The 15,569-nt window shown below is 59.2% G+C and carries 19 protein-coding genes; 9 read left to right on the top strand and 10 right to left on the bottom strand.

Going from position 1 to position 15,569, the window contains the following annotated elements:
- Window positions 1–30 precede the first annotated feature (30 nt).
- Window positions 31–939, bottom strand: a complete 909-nt coding sequence (locus HX898_RS29390; protein WP_180196478.1) for a LysR family transcriptional regulator — start codon at window positions 937–939, stop codon at window positions 31–33.
- A 118-nt stretch (window positions 940–1,057) separates the two neighbouring features.
- On the opposite strand from HX898_RS29390, the gene HX898_RS29385 reads away from it, so the two are divergent.
- Both HX898_RS29385 and HX898_RS29380 read left to right on the top strand, forming a co-directional pair.
- A complete protein-coding gene (locus tag HX898_RS29385) occupies window positions 1,058–1,438 on the top strand; it encodes a nuclear transport factor 2 family protein (protein ID WP_173863000.1) in 381 nt (126 codons plus the stop codon).
- Between the two features lie 11 nt (window positions 1,439–1,449).
- Window positions 1,450–2,034 (top strand): NAD(P)H-binding protein, encoded by a 585-nt coding sequence (locus tag HX898_RS29380; RefSeq protein WP_180196477.1) that lies wholly within the window; start codon window positions 1,450–1,452, stop codon window positions 2,032–2,034.
- A gap of 44 nt (window positions 2,035–2,078) precedes the next feature.
- Here HX898_RS29380 and HX898_RS29375 read toward each other — a convergent pair whose 3' ends face one another.
- The 4 genes from HX898_RS29375 to HX898_RS29360 form a co-directional block, all read right to left on the bottom strand.
- Window positions 2,079–2,450 carry a DoxX family protein gene (locus tag HX898_RS29375; RefSeq protein WP_180196476.1) on the bottom strand — a complete coding sequence of 124 codons (372 nt, stop codon included), beginning with the start codon at window positions 2,448–2,450 and terminating at the stop codon, window positions 2,079–2,081.
- 11 nt (window positions 2,451–2,461) lie between these two features.
- A complete protein-coding gene (locus HX898_RS29370) occupies window positions 2,462–2,851 on the bottom strand; it encodes a nuclear transport factor 2 family protein (protein WP_180196475.1) in 390 nt (129 codons plus the stop codon).
- Window positions 2,852–2,946: 95 nt separating this feature from the next.
- Window positions 2,947–3,681, bottom strand: coding sequence for an SDR family oxidoreductase (locus HX898_RS29365; protein WP_138328794.1), 735 nt, complete (start codon window positions 3,679–3,681; stop codon window positions 2,947–2,949).
- Between the two features lie 110 nt (window positions 3,682–3,791).
- On the bottom strand, window positions 3,792–4,379 hold the full coding sequence (locus HX898_RS29360) for a TetR/AcrR family transcriptional regulator (RefSeq protein WP_180196474.1): 588 nt from the start codon (window positions 4,377–4,379) through the stop codon (window positions 3,792–3,794).
- 405 nt (window positions 4,380–4,784) lie between these two features.
- On the opposite strand from HX898_RS29360, the gene HX898_RS33480 reads away from it, so the two are divergent.
- From HX898_RS33480 to HX898_RS29345, 4 genes are read left to right on the top strand one after another with little or no spacing between them, the layout of a single operon-like run.
- Window positions 4,785–4,913: a hypothetical protein gene (locus HX898_RS33480; RefSeq protein WP_003557119.1), complete on the top strand. Its 129-nt coding sequence runs from the start codon at window positions 4,785–4,787 to the stop codon at window positions 4,911–4,913.
- A complete protein-coding gene (locus HX898_RS29355; RefSeq protein WP_180196473.1) occupies window positions 4,910–5,659 on the top strand; it encodes a metal ABC transporter ATP-binding protein in 750 nt (249 codons plus the stop codon). Before HX898_RS33480 ends, HX898_RS29355 begins: the two co-directional genes overlap by 4 nt.
- A complete protein-coding gene (locus tag HX898_RS29350) occupies window positions 5,656–6,528 on the top strand; it encodes a metal ABC transporter permease (protein WP_180196472.1) in 873 nt (290 codons plus the stop codon). The genes HX898_RS29355 and HX898_RS29350 overlap by 4 nt, the downstream gene beginning before the upstream one ends.
- 16 nt (window positions 6,529–6,544) lie before the next feature.
- Entirely contained in the window at window positions 6,545–7,444 is a 900-nt protein-coding gene (locus HX898_RS29345; RefSeq protein ID WP_180196471.1) for a zinc ABC transporter substrate-binding protein, read from the top strand.
- 35 nt (window positions 7,445–7,479) lie between these two features.
- On the opposite strand, the gene HX898_RS29340 is transcribed toward HX898_RS29345, so the two are convergent.
- From HX898_RS29340 to HX898_RS29330, 3 genes are all read right to left on the bottom strand, one after another.
- Window positions 7,480–7,788 (bottom strand): Dabb family protein, encoded by a 309-nt coding sequence (locus tag HX898_RS29340; RefSeq protein ID WP_180196470.1) that lies wholly within the window; start codon window positions 7,786–7,788, stop codon window positions 7,480–7,482.
- A 101-nt stretch (window positions 7,789–7,889) separates the two neighbouring features.
- Window positions 7,890–8,315, bottom strand: coding sequence for a hypothetical protein (locus HX898_RS29335; protein WP_246698000.1), 426 nt, complete (start codon window positions 8,313–8,315; stop codon window positions 7,890–7,892).
- Window positions 8,316–8,458: 143 nt separating this feature from the next.
- Entirely contained in the window at window positions 8,459–8,941 is a 483-nt protein-coding gene (locus HX898_RS29330) for a RidA family protein (RefSeq protein ID WP_180196468.1), read from the bottom strand.
- Window positions 8,942–9,135: 194 nt separating this feature from the next.
- On the opposite strand from HX898_RS29330, the gene HX898_RS29325 reads away from it, so the two are divergent.
- Window positions 9,136–9,834, top strand: a complete 699-nt coding sequence (locus tag HX898_RS29325; protein WP_180196467.1) for a TetR/AcrR family transcriptional regulator C-terminal domain-containing protein — start codon at window positions 9,136–9,138, stop codon at window positions 9,832–9,834.
- A gap of 86 nt (window positions 9,835–9,920) precedes the next feature.
- Here the strand turns inward: HX898_RS29325 and HX898_RS29320 are convergent, their stop codons facing one another.
- Together HX898_RS29320 and HX898_RS29315 are read right to left on the bottom strand one after the other, a co-directional pair.
- Window positions 9,921–10,250, bottom strand: coding sequence for a DUF2200 domain-containing protein (locus tag HX898_RS29320; protein WP_180196509.1), 330 nt, complete (start codon window positions 10,248–10,250; stop codon window positions 9,921–9,923).
- 608 nt (window positions 10,251–10,858) lie between these two features.
- Window positions 10,859–13,495 carry a UvrD-helicase domain-containing protein gene (locus HX898_RS29315; protein ID WP_180196466.1) on the bottom strand — a complete coding sequence of 879 codons (2,637 nt, stop codon included), beginning with the start codon at window positions 13,493–13,495 and terminating at the stop codon, window positions 10,859–10,861.
- 474 nt (window positions 13,496–13,969) lie between these two features.
- On the opposite strand from HX898_RS29315, the gene HX898_RS29310 reads away from it, so the two are divergent.
- Window positions 13,970–14,713, top strand: coding sequence for a hypothetical protein (locus HX898_RS29310; RefSeq protein WP_180196465.1), 744 nt, complete (start codon window positions 13,970–13,972; stop codon window positions 14,711–14,713).
- Complete coding sequence (locus HX898_RS29305) at window positions 14,713–15,288, top strand: PIN domain-containing protein (protein ID WP_180196464.1); 576 nt, start codon at window positions 14,713–14,715, stop codon at window positions 15,286–15,288. Before HX898_RS29310 ends, HX898_RS29305 begins: the two co-directional genes overlap by 1 nt.
- Window positions 15,289–15,569 lie beyond the last annotated feature (281 nt).

Raw genomic sequence — 15,569 nt, 5'->3', positions numbered from 1 at the left:
ATTCCTGCATGCGCTTTTGAGGAATTCTCATCAATGATCGGAACGTGATGGTCGGTATCGCAGCGCGTCGACCAGCACGCTGAAGGCCGGAGACATCTGACGGCGGCTCGGATAGTAGAGGAAATAACCATCGAACAGCGGGTTCCACTCGTCGAGAACGGTGACAAGCCGCCCGCTCTCGATTTCATCTCGTGCATGATCCTCGAACAAGTAAGCAAGTCCGACGCCCCCGAGCGCCGCTCTCATCACCATCTGCGTGGTGTTGAAAGCCAACGGGCCATCGACACGGACACGAACCTCCCGCCCGTCCTTTTCGAACTCCCAAACCAGATAGCCTCCATAGGTCGGCAGTCTGATGTTGATGCAGGCATGGGCAGTCAGGTCCTGCGGCGTCGACGGTTTTGGGTGGCGCGCGAAATAGTCTGGCGAACCAACGACCACCATTCTCATCTCAGGTCCGATCCGCACGGCGATCATATCGCCGTTCAGCTGCTCGCCGAGCCGAATTCCCGCATCGTAGCGCTCCGCGACGATATCCGTGAGCGCCCCGTCCACCGTGATTTCAAACTTGATATCTGGATATTCCGGAAGAAGTCGCTCTATCGCCGGCCAGAGGATCGATGTCGTGGGATGCTCGCCGGCGGTGATCCGAACCGTCCCCGCTGGTTTGTCGCGGAGTTCTGTCAGAGCCGCCAGCGCGGTATCGATGCCGTCGAAGTGCGGCTCGATCGAGTGCAGCAACCGCTCCCCGGCATCGGTCACGGAGACGCGCCGGGTCGTTCTTGTCAGCAACCGAACGCCGAGCCGCTCCTCGAGCAGCCGCATCGAATGGCTGAGCGCCGAAGGCGAGACGCCAAGCTTTGCCGCCGCTCTCGTGAAGCTCTGTTCTCTGGCGACTGCCAAAAAGACAGTGAGGTCGTTGATGCTGTCTCGGGACATTTTTGAATTCTGCTCAATACCGAATGCGGATTTTGCAGCCTAATCGTCTTTTCGCCCATGGGCTAGATGATGGGGCAGGCAGTGCCCAGGCACATCTCGACCAGAAAGGCTGTTCTCGATGAACCACGCAGCACGAAGCGCCGAGGAAGAGATCATCGCCCTCTCGCTGGACAAATTCCGTTGGAAGACATCCGGCCGTATCGATCTGGTCGAGGCGCTTTTCGACGACGATCTGCACTTCGTCCACATCACCGGGCATGTGTCTTCGAAGCGAGACTGGATCGAAGAGCTGCGATCGGGCCGATTTGTCTACAACCGCATCGAGCCGCGGGGCGCTTCGGTTGCGGTCGAGGGCGATCGAGCCACGCTCCGAGGCAAGGCCGTTTTCACGGTGACCATGGGGGGACACCGAGGACAATATCGTCTGGCTTTCACCGAAGTCTATGTCCGCAAACCCGCCGGGTGGAGGCTCGTGGAGCTTCTCACCTCGACCTACTGAGGGAAATCAGCATGACCAACATCCTTATACTCGGCGCCAACGGGCAGTTGGCGCGCAACACGACGCGGATGCTCCTCGACAGGACGGACGCCAATCTCACCCTCTATCTGCGGCGGGCGAGCCGTCTCACCAACCCGGCGCCCGAAAGAGTGAGGATCGTCGACGGCGACGTTCTCGACACCGCGGCGCTCCGGTTGGCGATGGCAAAGCAGGACGTCGTCTATGCCAACCTTTCCGGCGATATGGCTCGCCAGGCCCGGTCGATCGTCGACACCATGCACGCGGCGGGGCTGAAGCGGCTGATCTTCATCAGTTCGATGGGCATCTACGGCGAAGTCCCCGGCGAGAAATATCGCAGCATCCTCGATCCCTATCGGGATTCTGCGGCACTGATCGAACAGTCGGACCTCGACTATACCATCCTGCGGCCGGGTTGGTTCACGCACGACGCTGAGATCAACTATCAGCTCACCAGAAAGGGCGAGCCCTTCAAGGGACACGACGTCTCGCTAAACAGCCTGTCGGACCTGATCGTGAAGCTCGCCTCCGATCCCGCATTGCATGCTCGCCAGAGCCTCGGCGTGAGCAGCTCGTGAAATGCGCCACAAGCGGACTCGGATGGTCGAGACTCCATTCGAAGCTAGGATGGAAGCGACTGCGATCCTCTCCGCCGAACCGTCAGAAGAGCGACGAGCCCACAAAGGCCGAGGACCACCAAGGGCGGAATTGCGTGCGTATATTCGCCATGGAACAGAACCGTACCCACAGCCGCCAGCATTACCGCACTTCCAAGCACTGAACCGTAGAGGCGGAGTGGTTTGAAGATGAGCATGACCGCTGCGGTGAATTCGCAGAGGGCGGTCAGATAGTGGAAGCTTTCCGGATAGCCCCACCGGGCGTAGTCCGCGGCAATTTCCGGGCTGACGAAGGTGTTGCCATAGGCGCCGACGAAGAAGAAAGCTGCAAGCAGCCAGGCAATGACGTTTGCTAGGGACAGGTTGACGAGAGACATAGGGCGTGACCTCAATGTGATGGCGCTTGCAGCGCGAGAATGCGGCTCGCCAGACGCCAGCCCTCCGGCGTCCGCCGCAGCCGGTCGGTATAGGTCACGCTCGCCACTGCCCCGTTCGACAACAGGCCGAGCCCCTTCGAGACGGCGACGAGTTCGTTGCCCGCGCCTTCCTGAACGTAGACATTCGTCGTGTGATGGGCCTTCGCATGGCCGTCCTGGCTGGCCATATGGCAGATCGCTGCGATGCCCGTGACCGGAGCAAACCCGAAAACGCTCGAGTCGAAATGCGCATCCTCGGTAAAGACGTCACCGAACCTGTCCCACGCATGATTGTCGACGAGGTGTGCCCAGAGCGAGAGGATCTGGTTGATCTCGACGATGTCATCCGCCGTTGGTTTCATTTTTCATGGTCCTTGAAAGGGAGTGGGGTGCAAGATTCGGTATCGCTGAACGGTCCTGCGCACGCCGGACTGTCCAGGCGTCAGGCCGAGGGCCATCACCAGTTGATCGGGCCGTCTGTGTTGAAAAACTGGCCGGTCGGTCCGGCATCGTCAAGCAAAGCATATTTGACCGGGGCGCGAACGCCGTCTTCGATGGTGATGTAGCCGCCGCCTCTGTTCAATTCGGTCATGACATAGCCGGGGCAGACAGCGTTGACCTTGATCGGCGTATCTTTCAACTCAAGGGCAAGCTGCACGGTCAGCATGTTGACCGCTGCCTTGGAGGCGGCATAGCCAAGCCATTTGACATCGGGGGAGGGATTGTTCGCATCACCCGTCCACCAAAGCGAACCCACGCTGCTGGAAAGGTTGACGATGCGCCCGCTGACCGCCTTGCGGATCAGCGGCAACAGTTTCTGGGTCACGATCACCATTCCGATGAAATTGACCTCATAGGATTCGCGCAGGGTTTCGACGGAGGCCACGCTGGGGAAATCGTCGGTGTCGAGCAGCAGGATTCCCGCATTGTTGATCAGGATGTCGAGCCTGCCGAACCGCTCGCCGATCGACGATGCGGCAGCGTCGATCGTATCAGGGCGATTGAGATCGATCTCGATCGCCTCGACCGCCAACCCCTCCGCACGCAATGCTTCGGCCTTTGCCTGCCCGGTTGCAAGATCGCGTGCGCCGAGAAGGACGAAGACGCCCTCCCGGCCGAGCTGGCGAGCCGTTTCAAAGCCAAGGCCGCGGGTGGCGCCGGTGACGAGCGCGATCTTTTGATGTGTGGACATTCTATCTCCCAAGCAGGCGCGCTCGCAGGGCGAGGCTGTTTGCAATGACGTTACTCAGCAACGCATTGTGAAATTGCATGGGAAATTATGTCTGTCAACGACAAATGACACTAAGTGACATTTTGTTCGAAGTGAACGATACCGGCGGCGCGATCGAAGAGATCGGTAAGTGACATGGCCGCTCCGCCGTCCACCCAACTGTTTATCGATGCCCGGATGAGCGCGAAAACCGTCCCCGCGACCGTATAGGCGACAACGTCAGGGAGCGGAGACCGCCTGTCCGGCGAGGCGAGAATATGGGCGATTTCGTCGATCAGTTCGGCGATCATCTGTTCTTTTCGCGCAGAAATGTTCCTGTTGGAGCGGATTGCCGTCTCGATGGCGAGAAAGAAACGCGACCTTTCATCGAAAGCCGTAAGCATCGCCCGCGCGGCAGCAAGAAGTGCGACAACCGGCGGCTCCGAGGCGAGCCGCTCCGTCAGTTCAGCACGGATGATCGTCATGCCATCCTGCACCCAGCTGACGATCACATCCTCCTTTGTCGGGAAATAGCGAAGCAGGGTGCGGGGCGAAACGCTGACGGCGGCAGCGATATCGGCGACGGTCGTTTCTTCGAATCCGCGCTTGTGGATCAGGTCCAACGCCGCCTCGAGCAGCTGCGCTCGCGTGCGATCCTTCTTATCTTCCCGAAGTCCCAAGATTGTCTCCACGCTGACATGCGGCGGGCTTCTTTTGACACATCATGCCATTTGTCGTCCAGCGACGACTTCCGCTTGGGCGCGACGTGAGCATCCGCTGCGCCGGCGGGGGAGTTTGGCGGAAACGTGCCCCCAGCCTCCGTCATCCCAGGCCTTGAGCCTGGGATCCATGCCCGGTCCCGATGGAAACGAGAGTGGATCCTCGGGTCAAGCCCGAGGAAGACGGAGGGTGGGGTGGCTTCTGGAGCAAGGACAGCGGAGCGCTGCATCTGCGAGCATCCTGACAGATAAAGAGCGGCCGTTTGTCGCGCTTTTCAATTGTGTGAGCAACTGCCGGGCCTCGCCTCAATCTCGCCGCAATCGTTATAACATAACCGTAATGTTATTACATTGTAGGAATGCACCATGCCCCCGAGCCCCGACCGCCCCTCCGTCAGCCTGCTGGGACAGTCGGCTTTTTCAAGGGTGATCGGCATGGCGCTGGTCATTGCCGTGCTCTGGCTGGCGATCCACTGGGCGGTTCTCTTGCCATGACGCGGCTGATCCGTCTCGAGAATCTGACCGTCGCCTATAACAGGCACCCCGCCATCCATCATGTCTCCGGCGCCTTCGCCTCAGGCAGCCTGACGGCAATCGCCGGGCCGAATGGGGCGGGCAAGTCGACGCTGCTGAAGGCGATCATGGGGGAGCTTCGCCCGGCCGAAGGCAGGGTCGAGCATCGGCTGGGGCGGGCGGAATTCGGCTACCTGCCGCAGGCGGCCGAGATCGACCGGCGCTTTCCGATCTCGGTCATCGACACCGTCATGCTCGGCGCCTGGAAGAAGACGGGCGCCTTCGGCCGCATCGCGCCGGACGAGGTGAAGAGGGCAGGCGAGGCGCTCTCGGCCGTCGGGCTTGAAGGCTTCGGCCGGCGCCATGTCGGGTCGCTGTCGGCCGGACAGTTCCAGCGCGTGCTCTTTGCCCGGCTGCTGCTGCAGGATGCCGGCATCATCCTGCTCGACGAGCCGTTTACGGCAATCGATGCCCGCACCACCAGGGACCTCGTCGATATCGTCACCCGCTGGCATGGCGAGGGCCGCACGGTGATCGCCGTGCTGCACGATTTCGAGCTCGTTCGCGCCCACTTCCCGCAAACCCTGCTGCTTGCCCGCGAACTGGTCGGCTGGGGTGCGACCGCAGAGGTCATGTCCTCCGTCAATCTCCTGAAGGCGCGCGCCATGGCCGAGCGCTGGGATGAGGATGCCGCTGCCTGCGACCCTGAACAGGCGCCGGCAGCATGACGGCTTACGATCTCTTCCTCGCGCCCTTTGCCGATTACGGTTTCATGCGCCGCGCGCTCGTCGCCTGCCTTTGCCTCGGGCTCGGTTCCGGCCCGATCGGCGTTTTCCTGATGCTGCGGCGCATGAGCCTGATGGGTGATGCCATGAGCCATGCCGTGCTGCCGGGGGCTGCGATCGGTTATCTCGTCGCCGGCTCGCTGTCGCTGACGGCGATGGGGCTCGGCGGTCTGATCGCCGGCCTGTCGGTGGCGCTACTATCAGGCGCCGTCAGCCGCATGACCGTGCTGCAGGAGGATGCGAGCTTTGCCAGCTTCTATCTCGCCTCGCTGGCGCTCGGCGTGCTGATCGTCTCCCTGCGCGGCTCGAATATCGATCTCCTGCATGTGCTCTTCGGCACCATCCTGGCGATCGATGCGCCCGCCCTTTATCTGATCGGCGCGATCACTTCGCTGACGCTGGTCATCCTCGCCTTCATCTATCGGCCTTTGGTGGCCGAATGTTTCGATCCGGGTTTTATGCGTGCCGTCGGCGGGCGCGGGCCGATCTATCATGTGCTCTTCCTGCTGCTCGTGGTGCTGAACCTCGTCGCCAGCTTCCAGGCGCTCGGCACGCTGATGGCAGTCGGCCTGATGATGCTGCCGGCAGCCGTCGCCCAGCTCTGGTCGCGCAGTCTGCCTGTGATGATGGCGATAGCAGCCGCCAGTGCCGCCGCCTCCGGCTATCTCGGTCTGATCGCCTCCTACCATCTCGAACTCGCCTCCGGCCCGACGATCATCATGACGGCGGCGATCTTCTACGCCTTCTCCATCTTTTTCGCACCTTCCGGCCTGGCCCGGCGCTTCTTTCCCCGCCCGCATCTAAAGGGCTGATCCCAAGGAGACTTCGATGAACCCGAAAAGACTGCTTCTCTCCGCAGCAATCCCCGCTTTGATGGCGCTGTCGGCCGTGCCCGCGTCGGCCGAAACGCTAAAGGTTGTGGCGTCCTTCACCGTGCTTGCCGATGTTGTGAAACAGGTCGGCGGCGAGCACGTCAAGGTGACGAGCCTCGTCGGGCCGAACGGCGACCCCCATGAATTCGAGCCATCGCCGGCCGATGCGAAGAATTTGAACGCGGCGGAAGTGACCTTCGTCAGCGGCGAGGGGCTGGAAGGCTGGATGGACCGGCTGATCACCGCCTCGGGTTATAAGGGCAAGCCGGTCACCGTTTCCGAAGGCATCAACACCCGCACCATGGAAGAGGACGGCGAGAAAATCACCGATCCGCATGTCTGGAACAGCCCCGTCAACGTCAAGGTCTGGGTCGCCAATATCGAAAAGGCGCTGTCATCGGCCGATCCCGCTGATGCTGCCGCCTTCAAGGCCAATGCCGAGAAATACACCAGGACGCTGGACGAACTAAACGCCTATGCCCATGCGAAATTCGACAAGGTGGCCGACGATCGCCGCAAAGTGCTGACCAGCCATGATGCCTTCGGTTATTTCGGCCGCGAATATAATGTCAGCTTCCTGGCGCCACTTGGTCTGTCCACAGAAAGCGAGGCCTCGGCCGCCGACGTCGCCAAGCTGATCGAGCAGATCAAGGGCGAGCATGTGAAGGCCTATTTCTTCGAGAATTCCAACGATCCGCGCCTGGTCAAGCAGGTCGCCAAGGCAACCGGTGCCGAGCCCGGCGGCGAGCTCTACGTCGAATCCCTCTCGGACACCAAGGGACCGGCGCCGACCTACGAGAAGATGTTCAAGTACAATGTCGACCAGCTCGCCGCCGCCATGGCGAAATCGAGCTGATTAATTGAGGGCTGCCGCGGGTTCGCCCGCGGCGCTCACAAATTAAGGTCGAAGACCAGGATGCCGGCAAGGCCTCCATCCGTCGACGAGACGATGCGCTCGCCCACAGTCACGTGCTCGGGATGGATGAGATAGGCATCCCGGGCCTCGGGGCTTTCAAAGGTCACGGCAAACCCGTCGACGAAGCCGCCATGCAAACCCTCGGGCGAAACATTCGGCCCGTATTTGATATCCAGTATGCCGGGGATGAGCTGTTTCAGGGCAACGATCGCCGCAAACAGCGACTGCTTGTCTTCGGCCGTCATCGCGGTCTTCAGCCGCAGGAATACGCAGTGCAGGATCATCAGTGGTCCTCCCGATTTTCTTTGGCTGGAGAATAGCGGCGAAAGCCGGGAGAGCAATGAGATTTATTTTCACGCAGGCGTTGCGCCGTAAGCCGGCCAGATTACATCTGGTCGGTCTTGACCATGGGCCGCTTGTAGATCTTCTGGACGAGATCGCTCGCCAGCGCGCGGGCTTCGTCTTTCTCAGCCGCCGTCATCGGCCGGCAGGTGTTCCTGGTGTTCGAACTATCGAGCACTGTCGTAGAACCGGAATTGGCGATGACGAGATGCCAGCTGCAGGAGGCGACCTTGTCGATGGCGACAGCACCATGGCAACCGGTGGAGAGGCAGAAGGCAATGGTTCTCTGCGCCCCGTGGTCGCCTTTATAGGCCAGCTCGACGGCTTTCTTGATATCCGTGACCCATCGCTCGCATTGCGCCTTTTTTGCCCCCGGCTGGCAGCTCTGGGTAACGGGAGTGACGTCGCCGGCCTGAAGCGGCGAGACGCAAAAAACACCCATCGAGAGGGCGAGCAGAAACTTGAGCATGGGATTTTCCTTGTGCAAGCAATGAGAGACGCACATCGCAGGCCGTTGGTCAATGGCCACTCACAAAAGGGAAGGGTGGCGCGCCAAGCAGATGTCGGCGCGCCACCGGGAAAATCCGAAATTGTGTCGATCCGGCGCCGCTCCTATTCCAGAATGACGACGGCTTCGACCTCGAAGAGCATGGGGTCGATGGCAAGCTTGGGAACGGGAATCAGCGTCTGCGCCGGCAATGCTTCGCCGAACATGTCCTTGACGTTGCTGGTCAGCACCTCGAGCTTCGACATGTCGTGATCGACCACGAAGACCGTCAGCTTGGCGACCTGATCCGGCCTTGCACCGAGCGCATCGAGGGCGGTGCGCAAATTTGCGTAGGCCTGCTTCACCTGGACGGCGAAGTTGGGCGACAAGGCCCCCGTGCCGTCCTGGCCGCCCTGTCCCGAGATGTAGGCCAGCCGGCCTTGGCGCGGCACGATCACCGCCGTGCTGTAGCCATTCGGCGAGGGGTCGTAGAGGTTTTTCGGATTGACGATGGTCAGCTTGAGATCGTCGTCATTGGCTGTCGCCGCAGTGGGAAGGCTGATGGTCATGATGATGAGTCCTCCGATAATGAGATGTTTGATTGACATGATTTTCTCTCGGCTTGTCAGGACGGCGAGCGACGGCTTCTCGCGGCCTGCAGGATGGAACCTTATCGCCATATGATACGACTCGTACGGCGTACGATTAAATTGCATCGTACACCGTACGAGTCAATCGGTCAGCATCGACATTCCCAGCATTGTCGGCTTAGATCGACGTTCTGATGACTAAAGGAAGACGAATGGCAGCCAAACGCAGCGGTGCTGAGAGCAAAGGGTCTGGGCGGAGAGGTGCGTCACCTCAGTCCGGGCAGGAGCCGCGCAGTGAGCCGCCTCTCTCGCTGGAGCGAATCGTAGCGACCGCAGTGGACCTGCTGGACGCCGAGGGCGTCGACGGATTGAAGATGCGCCGGCTGGCCGATCGTCTCGGCGCGGGCGCGATGAGCCTCTATTGGCACGTCGGCAACAAGGAGGAGGTCTTCGATCTGGCGCTGGATTCGGTGCTCGAATATCGCGGACCGTCTGACATCGTCGAGTCTCGAGACTGGCGCGGGGACGCCGTTCATATGCTCGAAGACTGGCGCGCCAGCATGCTGCGCCATCCCTGGTCGGCATCGCTGCTGCCGCGCCGGGCACTCGGCCCGAACATCCTCATTCGCCTGGAGCTGCTGAGCAAGACTTTGTCCGGAGCCGGTGTCACTGATGCGGATTTGAACGTCGCGATCTGGTCGCTCTGGAACTATGTGATCGGCGCGACCATCACCCGGGCGAACTTCGATCTCTCGGAAGACGACAGGGCGGCCGCGCAGCAGCGCCTGACAGGGCTCAGCGAGCACTATCCGACGATCGAACGCTCGCGTCTGCTGCTGGATAATGATTGGGACGGCGCTTTCAGGAAGGGCCTCGACTTCCTGCTTGATGGTCTTGCTCCGCGCCAGTGAATATTCGTCATTCCTGGACGAGACGGCGCCGGATTCTGCGCGCGTGCCGTGGGTGATCGCGGGTACGCAGCGACACGGTTTCCCGGCTATTTCCGCAGGATTTTTTCCATCGCTTTCCCCTTCGCGAGTTCATCGATCAATTTGTCCAGATAACGGATTTCCCGCATCGTCTTTTCTTGGATGTCTTCCACACGCACGCCGCAGATCACGCCTGTAATCGACGATCGGGAGGGATTCATCTGAGGCGCTTGCGCAAAGAAATCCTCGAAGTTGGTCTTCTCAGCCAACTGATCGTCCAGGCTCTGCTGGCTATGCCCCGTCAGCCAACAGATGATGTCATCGACCTCTGCCTTCGTGCGCCCCTTCTTCTCTGCCTTGGCGACATAGTGGGGATAGACGCTCGCGACAGATACGATGCTTCGTCATGCCTGCTCCTCAACGTTCCCGATATTTTCCGGCATGAGATCGCTGACTTCAAGACCTCAACAAGTGGCCGACAACGGGCAACCCTTCCGCGGGCGGGAAGTAGATCAGTGCAAAGGCGGCATCTCTACAGCGCCGCGCGTCTTCGACCGGATTGCACCAACAACGGACATCGGCTCGGCTTGGATAGACGACCGCTACGGGGCCGGGAGGGGAGTGGTCACTTCTGGCGAGGAGCGCAGCAAAGCAGACACTCCGTAGACACTACTCCCAGTGCGATTCGGAATCTCATCCGGCGCGCCACCACGCCTGTACTCTTCGGTGCTCTATAGCCGCAGTTCCTCGTCCTCGATTCGGCAGGAGCGGCGAGTTTAAAGCTTCCTTGGTCGTCATGGCGCCGGGGCCAGCTTCGCGTCAAGTGTAGTTGGCTCTGACGCCAGAAGCGCGCTCTCATCGCCTAACGGAGCAGAAGTCGAACTCATAGATCTTTGACGTCTCGGGTACGACCGATTGGCTAATCAGCGCAGACGCCATCCAGTTACAAGGCAATCTGCGATGATGCCAAGCGACGTTCCTCGTTGTTCTGCGAGGAACGCGTGGCTCAAGATGGCAATGACAAAATTGGGCGACCGGCTTCGTAAGATATGACAAGTCGTGCCGCCAAGGCTCGTATCTCCGTCGCCACCACTGGACCAAATTGGTTGTCACTGCGCCTGCTTTCGCGCAAATCCGCTAAGGCTGTCTGTATGTTCTGCCAGCGCAAGCGTCTGCCGCCCATACCTGTCCCGGCGGAACGCAGCCCCTTTCCATCCACCAATTCTATCAGCTTGTCTTGTGCTTCGAGCGAGAGCTTCAGGGCTGCGTTGGAGTAGACAAACTGGAGGCCGGTCGATTTCCCTAAATCATCGTACTCCTTATCGGGTTCTATCTCCGGCAGGCATTCCGGAACTAGTTGGTCGATCCCCTCCGGCAGAACCTCAACCTCCTTCCAGAAGTCAGCACCAATTGTATCGCTGACCTCTTCGATCCATGGGCTGGCCTTATCGTGGAACGAAAGCACAAGCTCTCGTTTGGCGCGGGTCATTGCGACATAGAGCTTACAAGACGCTCGATAGGCCTCCTCCTCGGGAGCATCGTGAGGAGGAAGCACGCCGTCGCGGCAGTTGAGAATTATGAGAACATCAAACTCATATCCCTTTGTCTGCTCCAAGTCGCAGAATACTAGCGGATCGCTGCTGGGATCGTAGGCACCGTCTAATGCTGTGACACCACATCTGGCGGCGAACGCCTTGACATCCCTCGCAGAAAAGCCAGCGAAAGCGATGCAGACAGTTCGCGCTCCCCCCAGAAGGGAGGTTTGCGCGTAGGCGCGCGCATATGCAATCTCCTCCTCTAGTGTCTCAGCCGCAAGGGCCATTGGTACATGCCCGCTGAAATTCGCGAACTTGGGATCTAGGATTTCGAGATCCTCGCTGTCGAGCATGTCCTCGCTGAGGTTCCTACTTAAGACCTCGTACGCCGCCTTCAATATCTCGCGACTGTTCCGATAATTTTTCTGGATCCGCTCGCGACTAACGGCAGTGATCCCGGCCTCCACCAGGTTGCGATGTTTCGGGAGAATGGTTTGCGCGATGTCGCCACACAGGAAGATATCATTCGGTGCGACAGGAACCAACTGCCGGACGATGCTCAGCTCGGTGGTTCCGAAGTCCTGGGCCTCGTCTACGAGAATATGGGTATAGCGTGCCTTAATAGATGGCAGATGCTTCGAAAGGGCAGCCGTGAGCCCAAGGTAGTCGACGACGCCGATATCGCGCATCTTCCCTTCCCAACCAGCCAACCCTTGAAGTATATCGGCCCTTCGTTCTGATAGAATCCCGAACTTTCGGCCCTTTCGCTCCATGTCGAGGTAGGTCTTGCGAGCGTCCGGAGCGACGGCGCTGCGGATCCAATCGAACTCTTCACGGACGTAAGTCTCGCTGTTGACTCCTCGCGCGGTCAGCGACTTATGGAGCGGCAGCAGGACCTTCGCGGTCGAATTGTTTAGCCACTGTCGATAGTATTCACGGAAAATCAGATCGACGTGTTCATCATGCTTCCAAGTGACATCAGAATACAGAAGATCATTATCCGGCTCGAACTCATGCAGTAGACGCTGCGCCAACTCAAAGAACGACGTCACCTCGATACGGCCACGGACGTCTTCGTTGATACACGAGGATTCTACCAACTGCGTCAAAAGACCGGCCAAGCTGCGGTTCAAGGTCAGCAATAGAACGCGAGAGCCTTCGCCTTCGGCCAGTCGTAGGGCTCGGCGGACGGCCACGCAGGTCTTTCCCGCTCCGGAAACGCCGGACAACTGGGAAACACCCGGATAGTTGGCCTGAACAACCTTCTCCTGTTCCGGGTGAAGATACAGAAACCATTCTTGCCAGGACGAGCGCTTCTCGAAGGACGTTAGCCAGTCTTCGTATTCCTTCGACCCGAGACGAAGGCGTCGGATATCCTCCCCGTCTTTGACTTCAAGAAGTTCGCTTTCATCAACTTTTTCCAGCGAACTGATCCGACCAAGGCTCAGATCGACCTGATCTTGAGCGCCGTCGTAATTTCCCGCGAGCAACAGGTTGAATACGCTATAGACGAATTGCCGAGTGGGCTCGGGGACATCGGATAGGATCGCTTCAAGCTCTTTAGTAGAAGAACGGGCGTCCAACGCTTCAAGCCGACGAGCCACGCTACGAGTAACGTCTCGAAGGACATGATCCATGGCTTCTTGATCCAGCCGATCCGCGAGAGGCTTGTCGTGGTGATCTGCCCGATGCCACCCCCGGTGCGATATCTCCTCGCCTGCTCCGGGAACCACTACAGCCCGCGCGTCACGAACCGCAAACTGAAGCCCCTTTTGGCCATCAAGCCATTTGTCGACATCCTCGTGATCTCCGACGAACAAGAAGATGCATGCCTTCTCGTGCTGCTGAGTTACCAATCGCCATCCGTCACCAAGATCATATTTGACGGCGTTCGAAATCCGAGTTTCACCGTGGTTGGTGGGTGAAATACCAGCGAATGGATCAAGATCCCGCAGACTTCCGAGGACGATTCGTACCTTGTCCGCCTTCTTGCGAATTTGTCCGCCGTCGCGGATCGCCTTGTACAGGGAACGGTCGAATGTTTTCGTTGTGTAATAACTGATGGCCTGCGTCGCGGTCGCAACTAACTTCTGCGGTTTGTAATCCAAGTGACTGCCCCTGCATGCTCTGCTTGCTTCGCCCACATCACTATATTTAGGCGCGAAGCAAAAGTGCAAGTTTGGGTTTCGAATATCTCAACAACCTGTGGATAGTGCGCTCCTTCCAGAATCTTCCGCTGCAACGCCTTGATCACACCTACTGTTTCCCCTCGATCCTGCTGAAACGTTTTTATCCATGAAGCCATGTACAATGGTCGATCATCGAAGCGCAACAGGCGCTATTTGATTCCGCTCTACAAGCGACAGTACGCCTGGAAAACGAAGCCACCGCATGAAGTGCTCTGGAGGATATCGAGCGCCCAACACTATCGTTGACAAGTTTTATGAGAAGCATTGGTAGCGATGGTCCGAGCCAGTCGACGAAATCCTCAGGCTCTTCAAGCTCATTGTCGATGGTAGGCGGTTACCAGTTCCGCAAGCACCATCTGCATGATATCGTGACGCAAATGAACGGGGAATTCTGTGAGCGACCTTGAGCTGCGCTTTAAAATTGATGCGTACAGCCCCCAAACGATCCCTATGGATCGTTTGGGGGAGTACCTCGTCGCGCTCGCGGCCATGCTCGGCGAGCGAACCGAGGTCCACTTCGAAAAGCTGGAACCCGGCAGCACATGCATCGTGCACCGTATAGAGGAAAAAGTCGCCCCGCAGGTTGAAGAGCGGATTGCTCGCGTCGCCCGGGGTGACGCTGAAATCGTTCACTTGAATGCCTTTAAGGTAGTTAACGAACTATTGAAGGCGGATGATGCAACGGGTGAGCTAAGCTTTCAGCGCGGCGGGGCGCAGCTATTGAAGTTCCCAGGCAAGTACATGCCTGCCCCGCCGAAGCCGGAGGTTGTAACCCAAGCCGGCACGATTGACGGGGTGGTCATCAAACTCGGTGGCAAGGACAAGACGGTACCCGTGACCGTCCAGGATGGCGAGAAGAGCTATCGGTGCACCACGACACGTGAAGTGGCGCGCTCTCTCGGGCAGCACATTTTCGGTGGTGAGCTCCGCTTCATCGGCACCGGTGAATGGCAACGCCCCGAAAGCGGCGGCTGGACACTCGCACACTTCATAATCTCCGACTTCATCGAGTTGGACGACACTCCCCTGGCGGAGTTGGTCGAGGCCCTCAGGCGGTCTCCCGGCACATGGGGTGAAGGTGGCGATGCTTGGGATGAAATCCGTGAGTTGCGCGGTGAGGGAGATGATGCGAACTGATGGTAGTTTTCGACACCAACATGCTGCTCATGCTCGTGCGCCCGGATGTCATGGTCGCTAAGGATGCGCAGGGTAATCAGATCAGTCACGCCAAGGATCGGGTGGACGGGCTGGTGCAGCAGCTCGGCAAGGACAAGATCAAGATCGTTATCCCCACGCCGGTCTTGAGCGAGGTGCTGGTCAGGTCGACCCCGGGCGATCGCAGCGCTATGGTCGAGCATTTCCGGCGATCCGCCGCGTTCAGGATCGAGCCCTTCGACGAACGCGCCGCCGTTGAGTTGGCGGATATGGAAAAACGAGCGATTGACGGCGGTGACAAGCGCGGCGGTGTCCAGGGACCTTGGGCAAAGGTCAAGTTCGATCGGCAGATAGTGGCGATCGCACAGGTGGCCGGTGTCAAAGTGATTTACACCGACGACGGCAACCTCGCGAAACTCGCCTATGCCAGAAGTCTACGGACGGTAGGTATCGGCAACTTACAGATCCCGATGGCGGCCGCGCAGATACCGCTGCCGTACGATGTACCACGCAGGAAGATCAATTTAAGCGACGACGACGATCAGCTAGAATCCTGAGATCGTGTCTCAATAATCGTCGTTGTAGTCTTCCTCCATGCAATCTGAGATTATAGGGTGCGTTGTGGTGCCCGCAACTTACGTCCACCAAACGCCAGCCGTTATAAAAGGCATGACGCCGCCAAGTGTCCGCTTCTAGGACGTTGCTCATATCTCTGCAACGGCGATTTCGAGGGCGCATTGCCGCCCGGCAGCATTGGCTCGGTCGGTGGTGTCTCTGACCGCATTTCTGCTAAAGCTCGGAAGCAAATCGCCCGCGATGTCACCAACTGCCGAAGTGT

Origin of the sequence: Rhizobium sp. WYCCWR 11128, from assembly GCF_013416305.1 — a bacterium.
In the GTDB taxonomy this organism is placed as follows: domain Bacteria; phylum Pseudomonadota; class Alphaproteobacteria; order Rhizobiales; family Rhizobiaceae; genus Rhizobium; species Rhizobium indicum.
This window is presented reverse-complemented; position numbering and strand designations above follow the sequence as displayed.

What these genes read in the sequence shown, in the direction of transcription:
- HX898_RS29345 (WP_180196471.1), top strand. Translation starts at nt 6,545, where the DNA reads ATGAACCCGAAAAGACTGCTTCTCTCCGCAGCAATCCCCGCTTTGATG.
- HX898_RS29325 (WP_180196467.1), top strand. Translation starts at nt 9,136, where the DNA reads ATGGCAGCCAAACGCAGCGGTGCTGAGAGCAAAGGGTCTGGGCGGAGA.
- HX898_RS29340 (WP_180196470.1), bottom strand. Translation starts at nt 7,788, where the DNA reads ATGATCCTGCACTGCGTATTCCTGCGGCTGAAGACCGCGATGACGGCC.
- HX898_RS29375 (WP_180196476.1), bottom strand. Translation starts at nt 2,450, where the DNA reads ATGTCTCTCGTCAACCTGTCCCTAGCAAACGTCATTGCCTGGCTGCTT.
- HX898_RS29385 (WP_173863000.1), top strand. Translation starts at nt 1,058, where the DNA reads ATGAACCACGCAGCACGAAGCGCCGAGGAAGAGATCATCGCCCTCTCG.
- HX898_RS29355 (WP_180196473.1), top strand. Translation starts at nt 4,910, where the DNA reads ATGACGCGGCTGATCCGTCTCGAGAATCTGACCGTCGCCTATAACAGG.
- HX898_RS29350 (WP_180196472.1), top strand. Translation starts at nt 5,656, where the DNA reads ATGACGGCTTACGATCTCTTCCTCGCGCCCTTTGCCGATTACGGTTTC.
- HX898_RS29305 (WP_180196464.1), top strand. Translation starts at nt 14,713, where the DNA reads ATGGTAGTTTTCGACACCAACATGCTGCTCATGCTCGTGCGCCCGGAT.
- HX898_RS29365 (WP_138328794.1), bottom strand. Translation starts at nt 3,681, where the DNA reads ATGTCCACACATCAAAAGATCGCGCTCGTCACCGGCGCCACCCGCGGC.
- HX898_RS29380 (WP_180196477.1), top strand. Translation starts at nt 1,450, where the DNA reads ATGACCAACATCCTTATACTCGGCGCCAACGGGCAGTTGGCGCGCAAC.
- HX898_RS29330 (WP_180196468.1), bottom strand. Translation starts at nt 8,941, where the DNA reads ATGTCAATCAAACATCTCATTATCGGAGGACTCATCATCATGACCATC.
- HX898_RS33480 (WP_003557119.1), top strand. Translation starts at nt 4,785, where the DNA reads ATGCCCCCGAGCCCCGACCGCCCCTCCGTCAGCCTGCTGGGACAGTCG.
- HX898_RS29335 (WP_246698000.1), bottom strand. Translation starts at nt 8,315, where the DNA reads ATGCTCAAGTTTCTGCTCGCCCTCTCGATGGGTGTTTTTTGCGTCTCG.
- HX898_RS29390 (WP_180196478.1), bottom strand. Translation starts at nt 939, where the DNA reads ATGTCCCGAGACAGCATCAACGACCTCACTGTCTTTTTGGCAGTCGCC.
- HX898_RS29370 (WP_180196475.1), bottom strand. Translation starts at nt 2,851, where the DNA reads ATGAAACCAACGGCGGATGACATCGTCGAGATCAACCAGATCCTCTCG.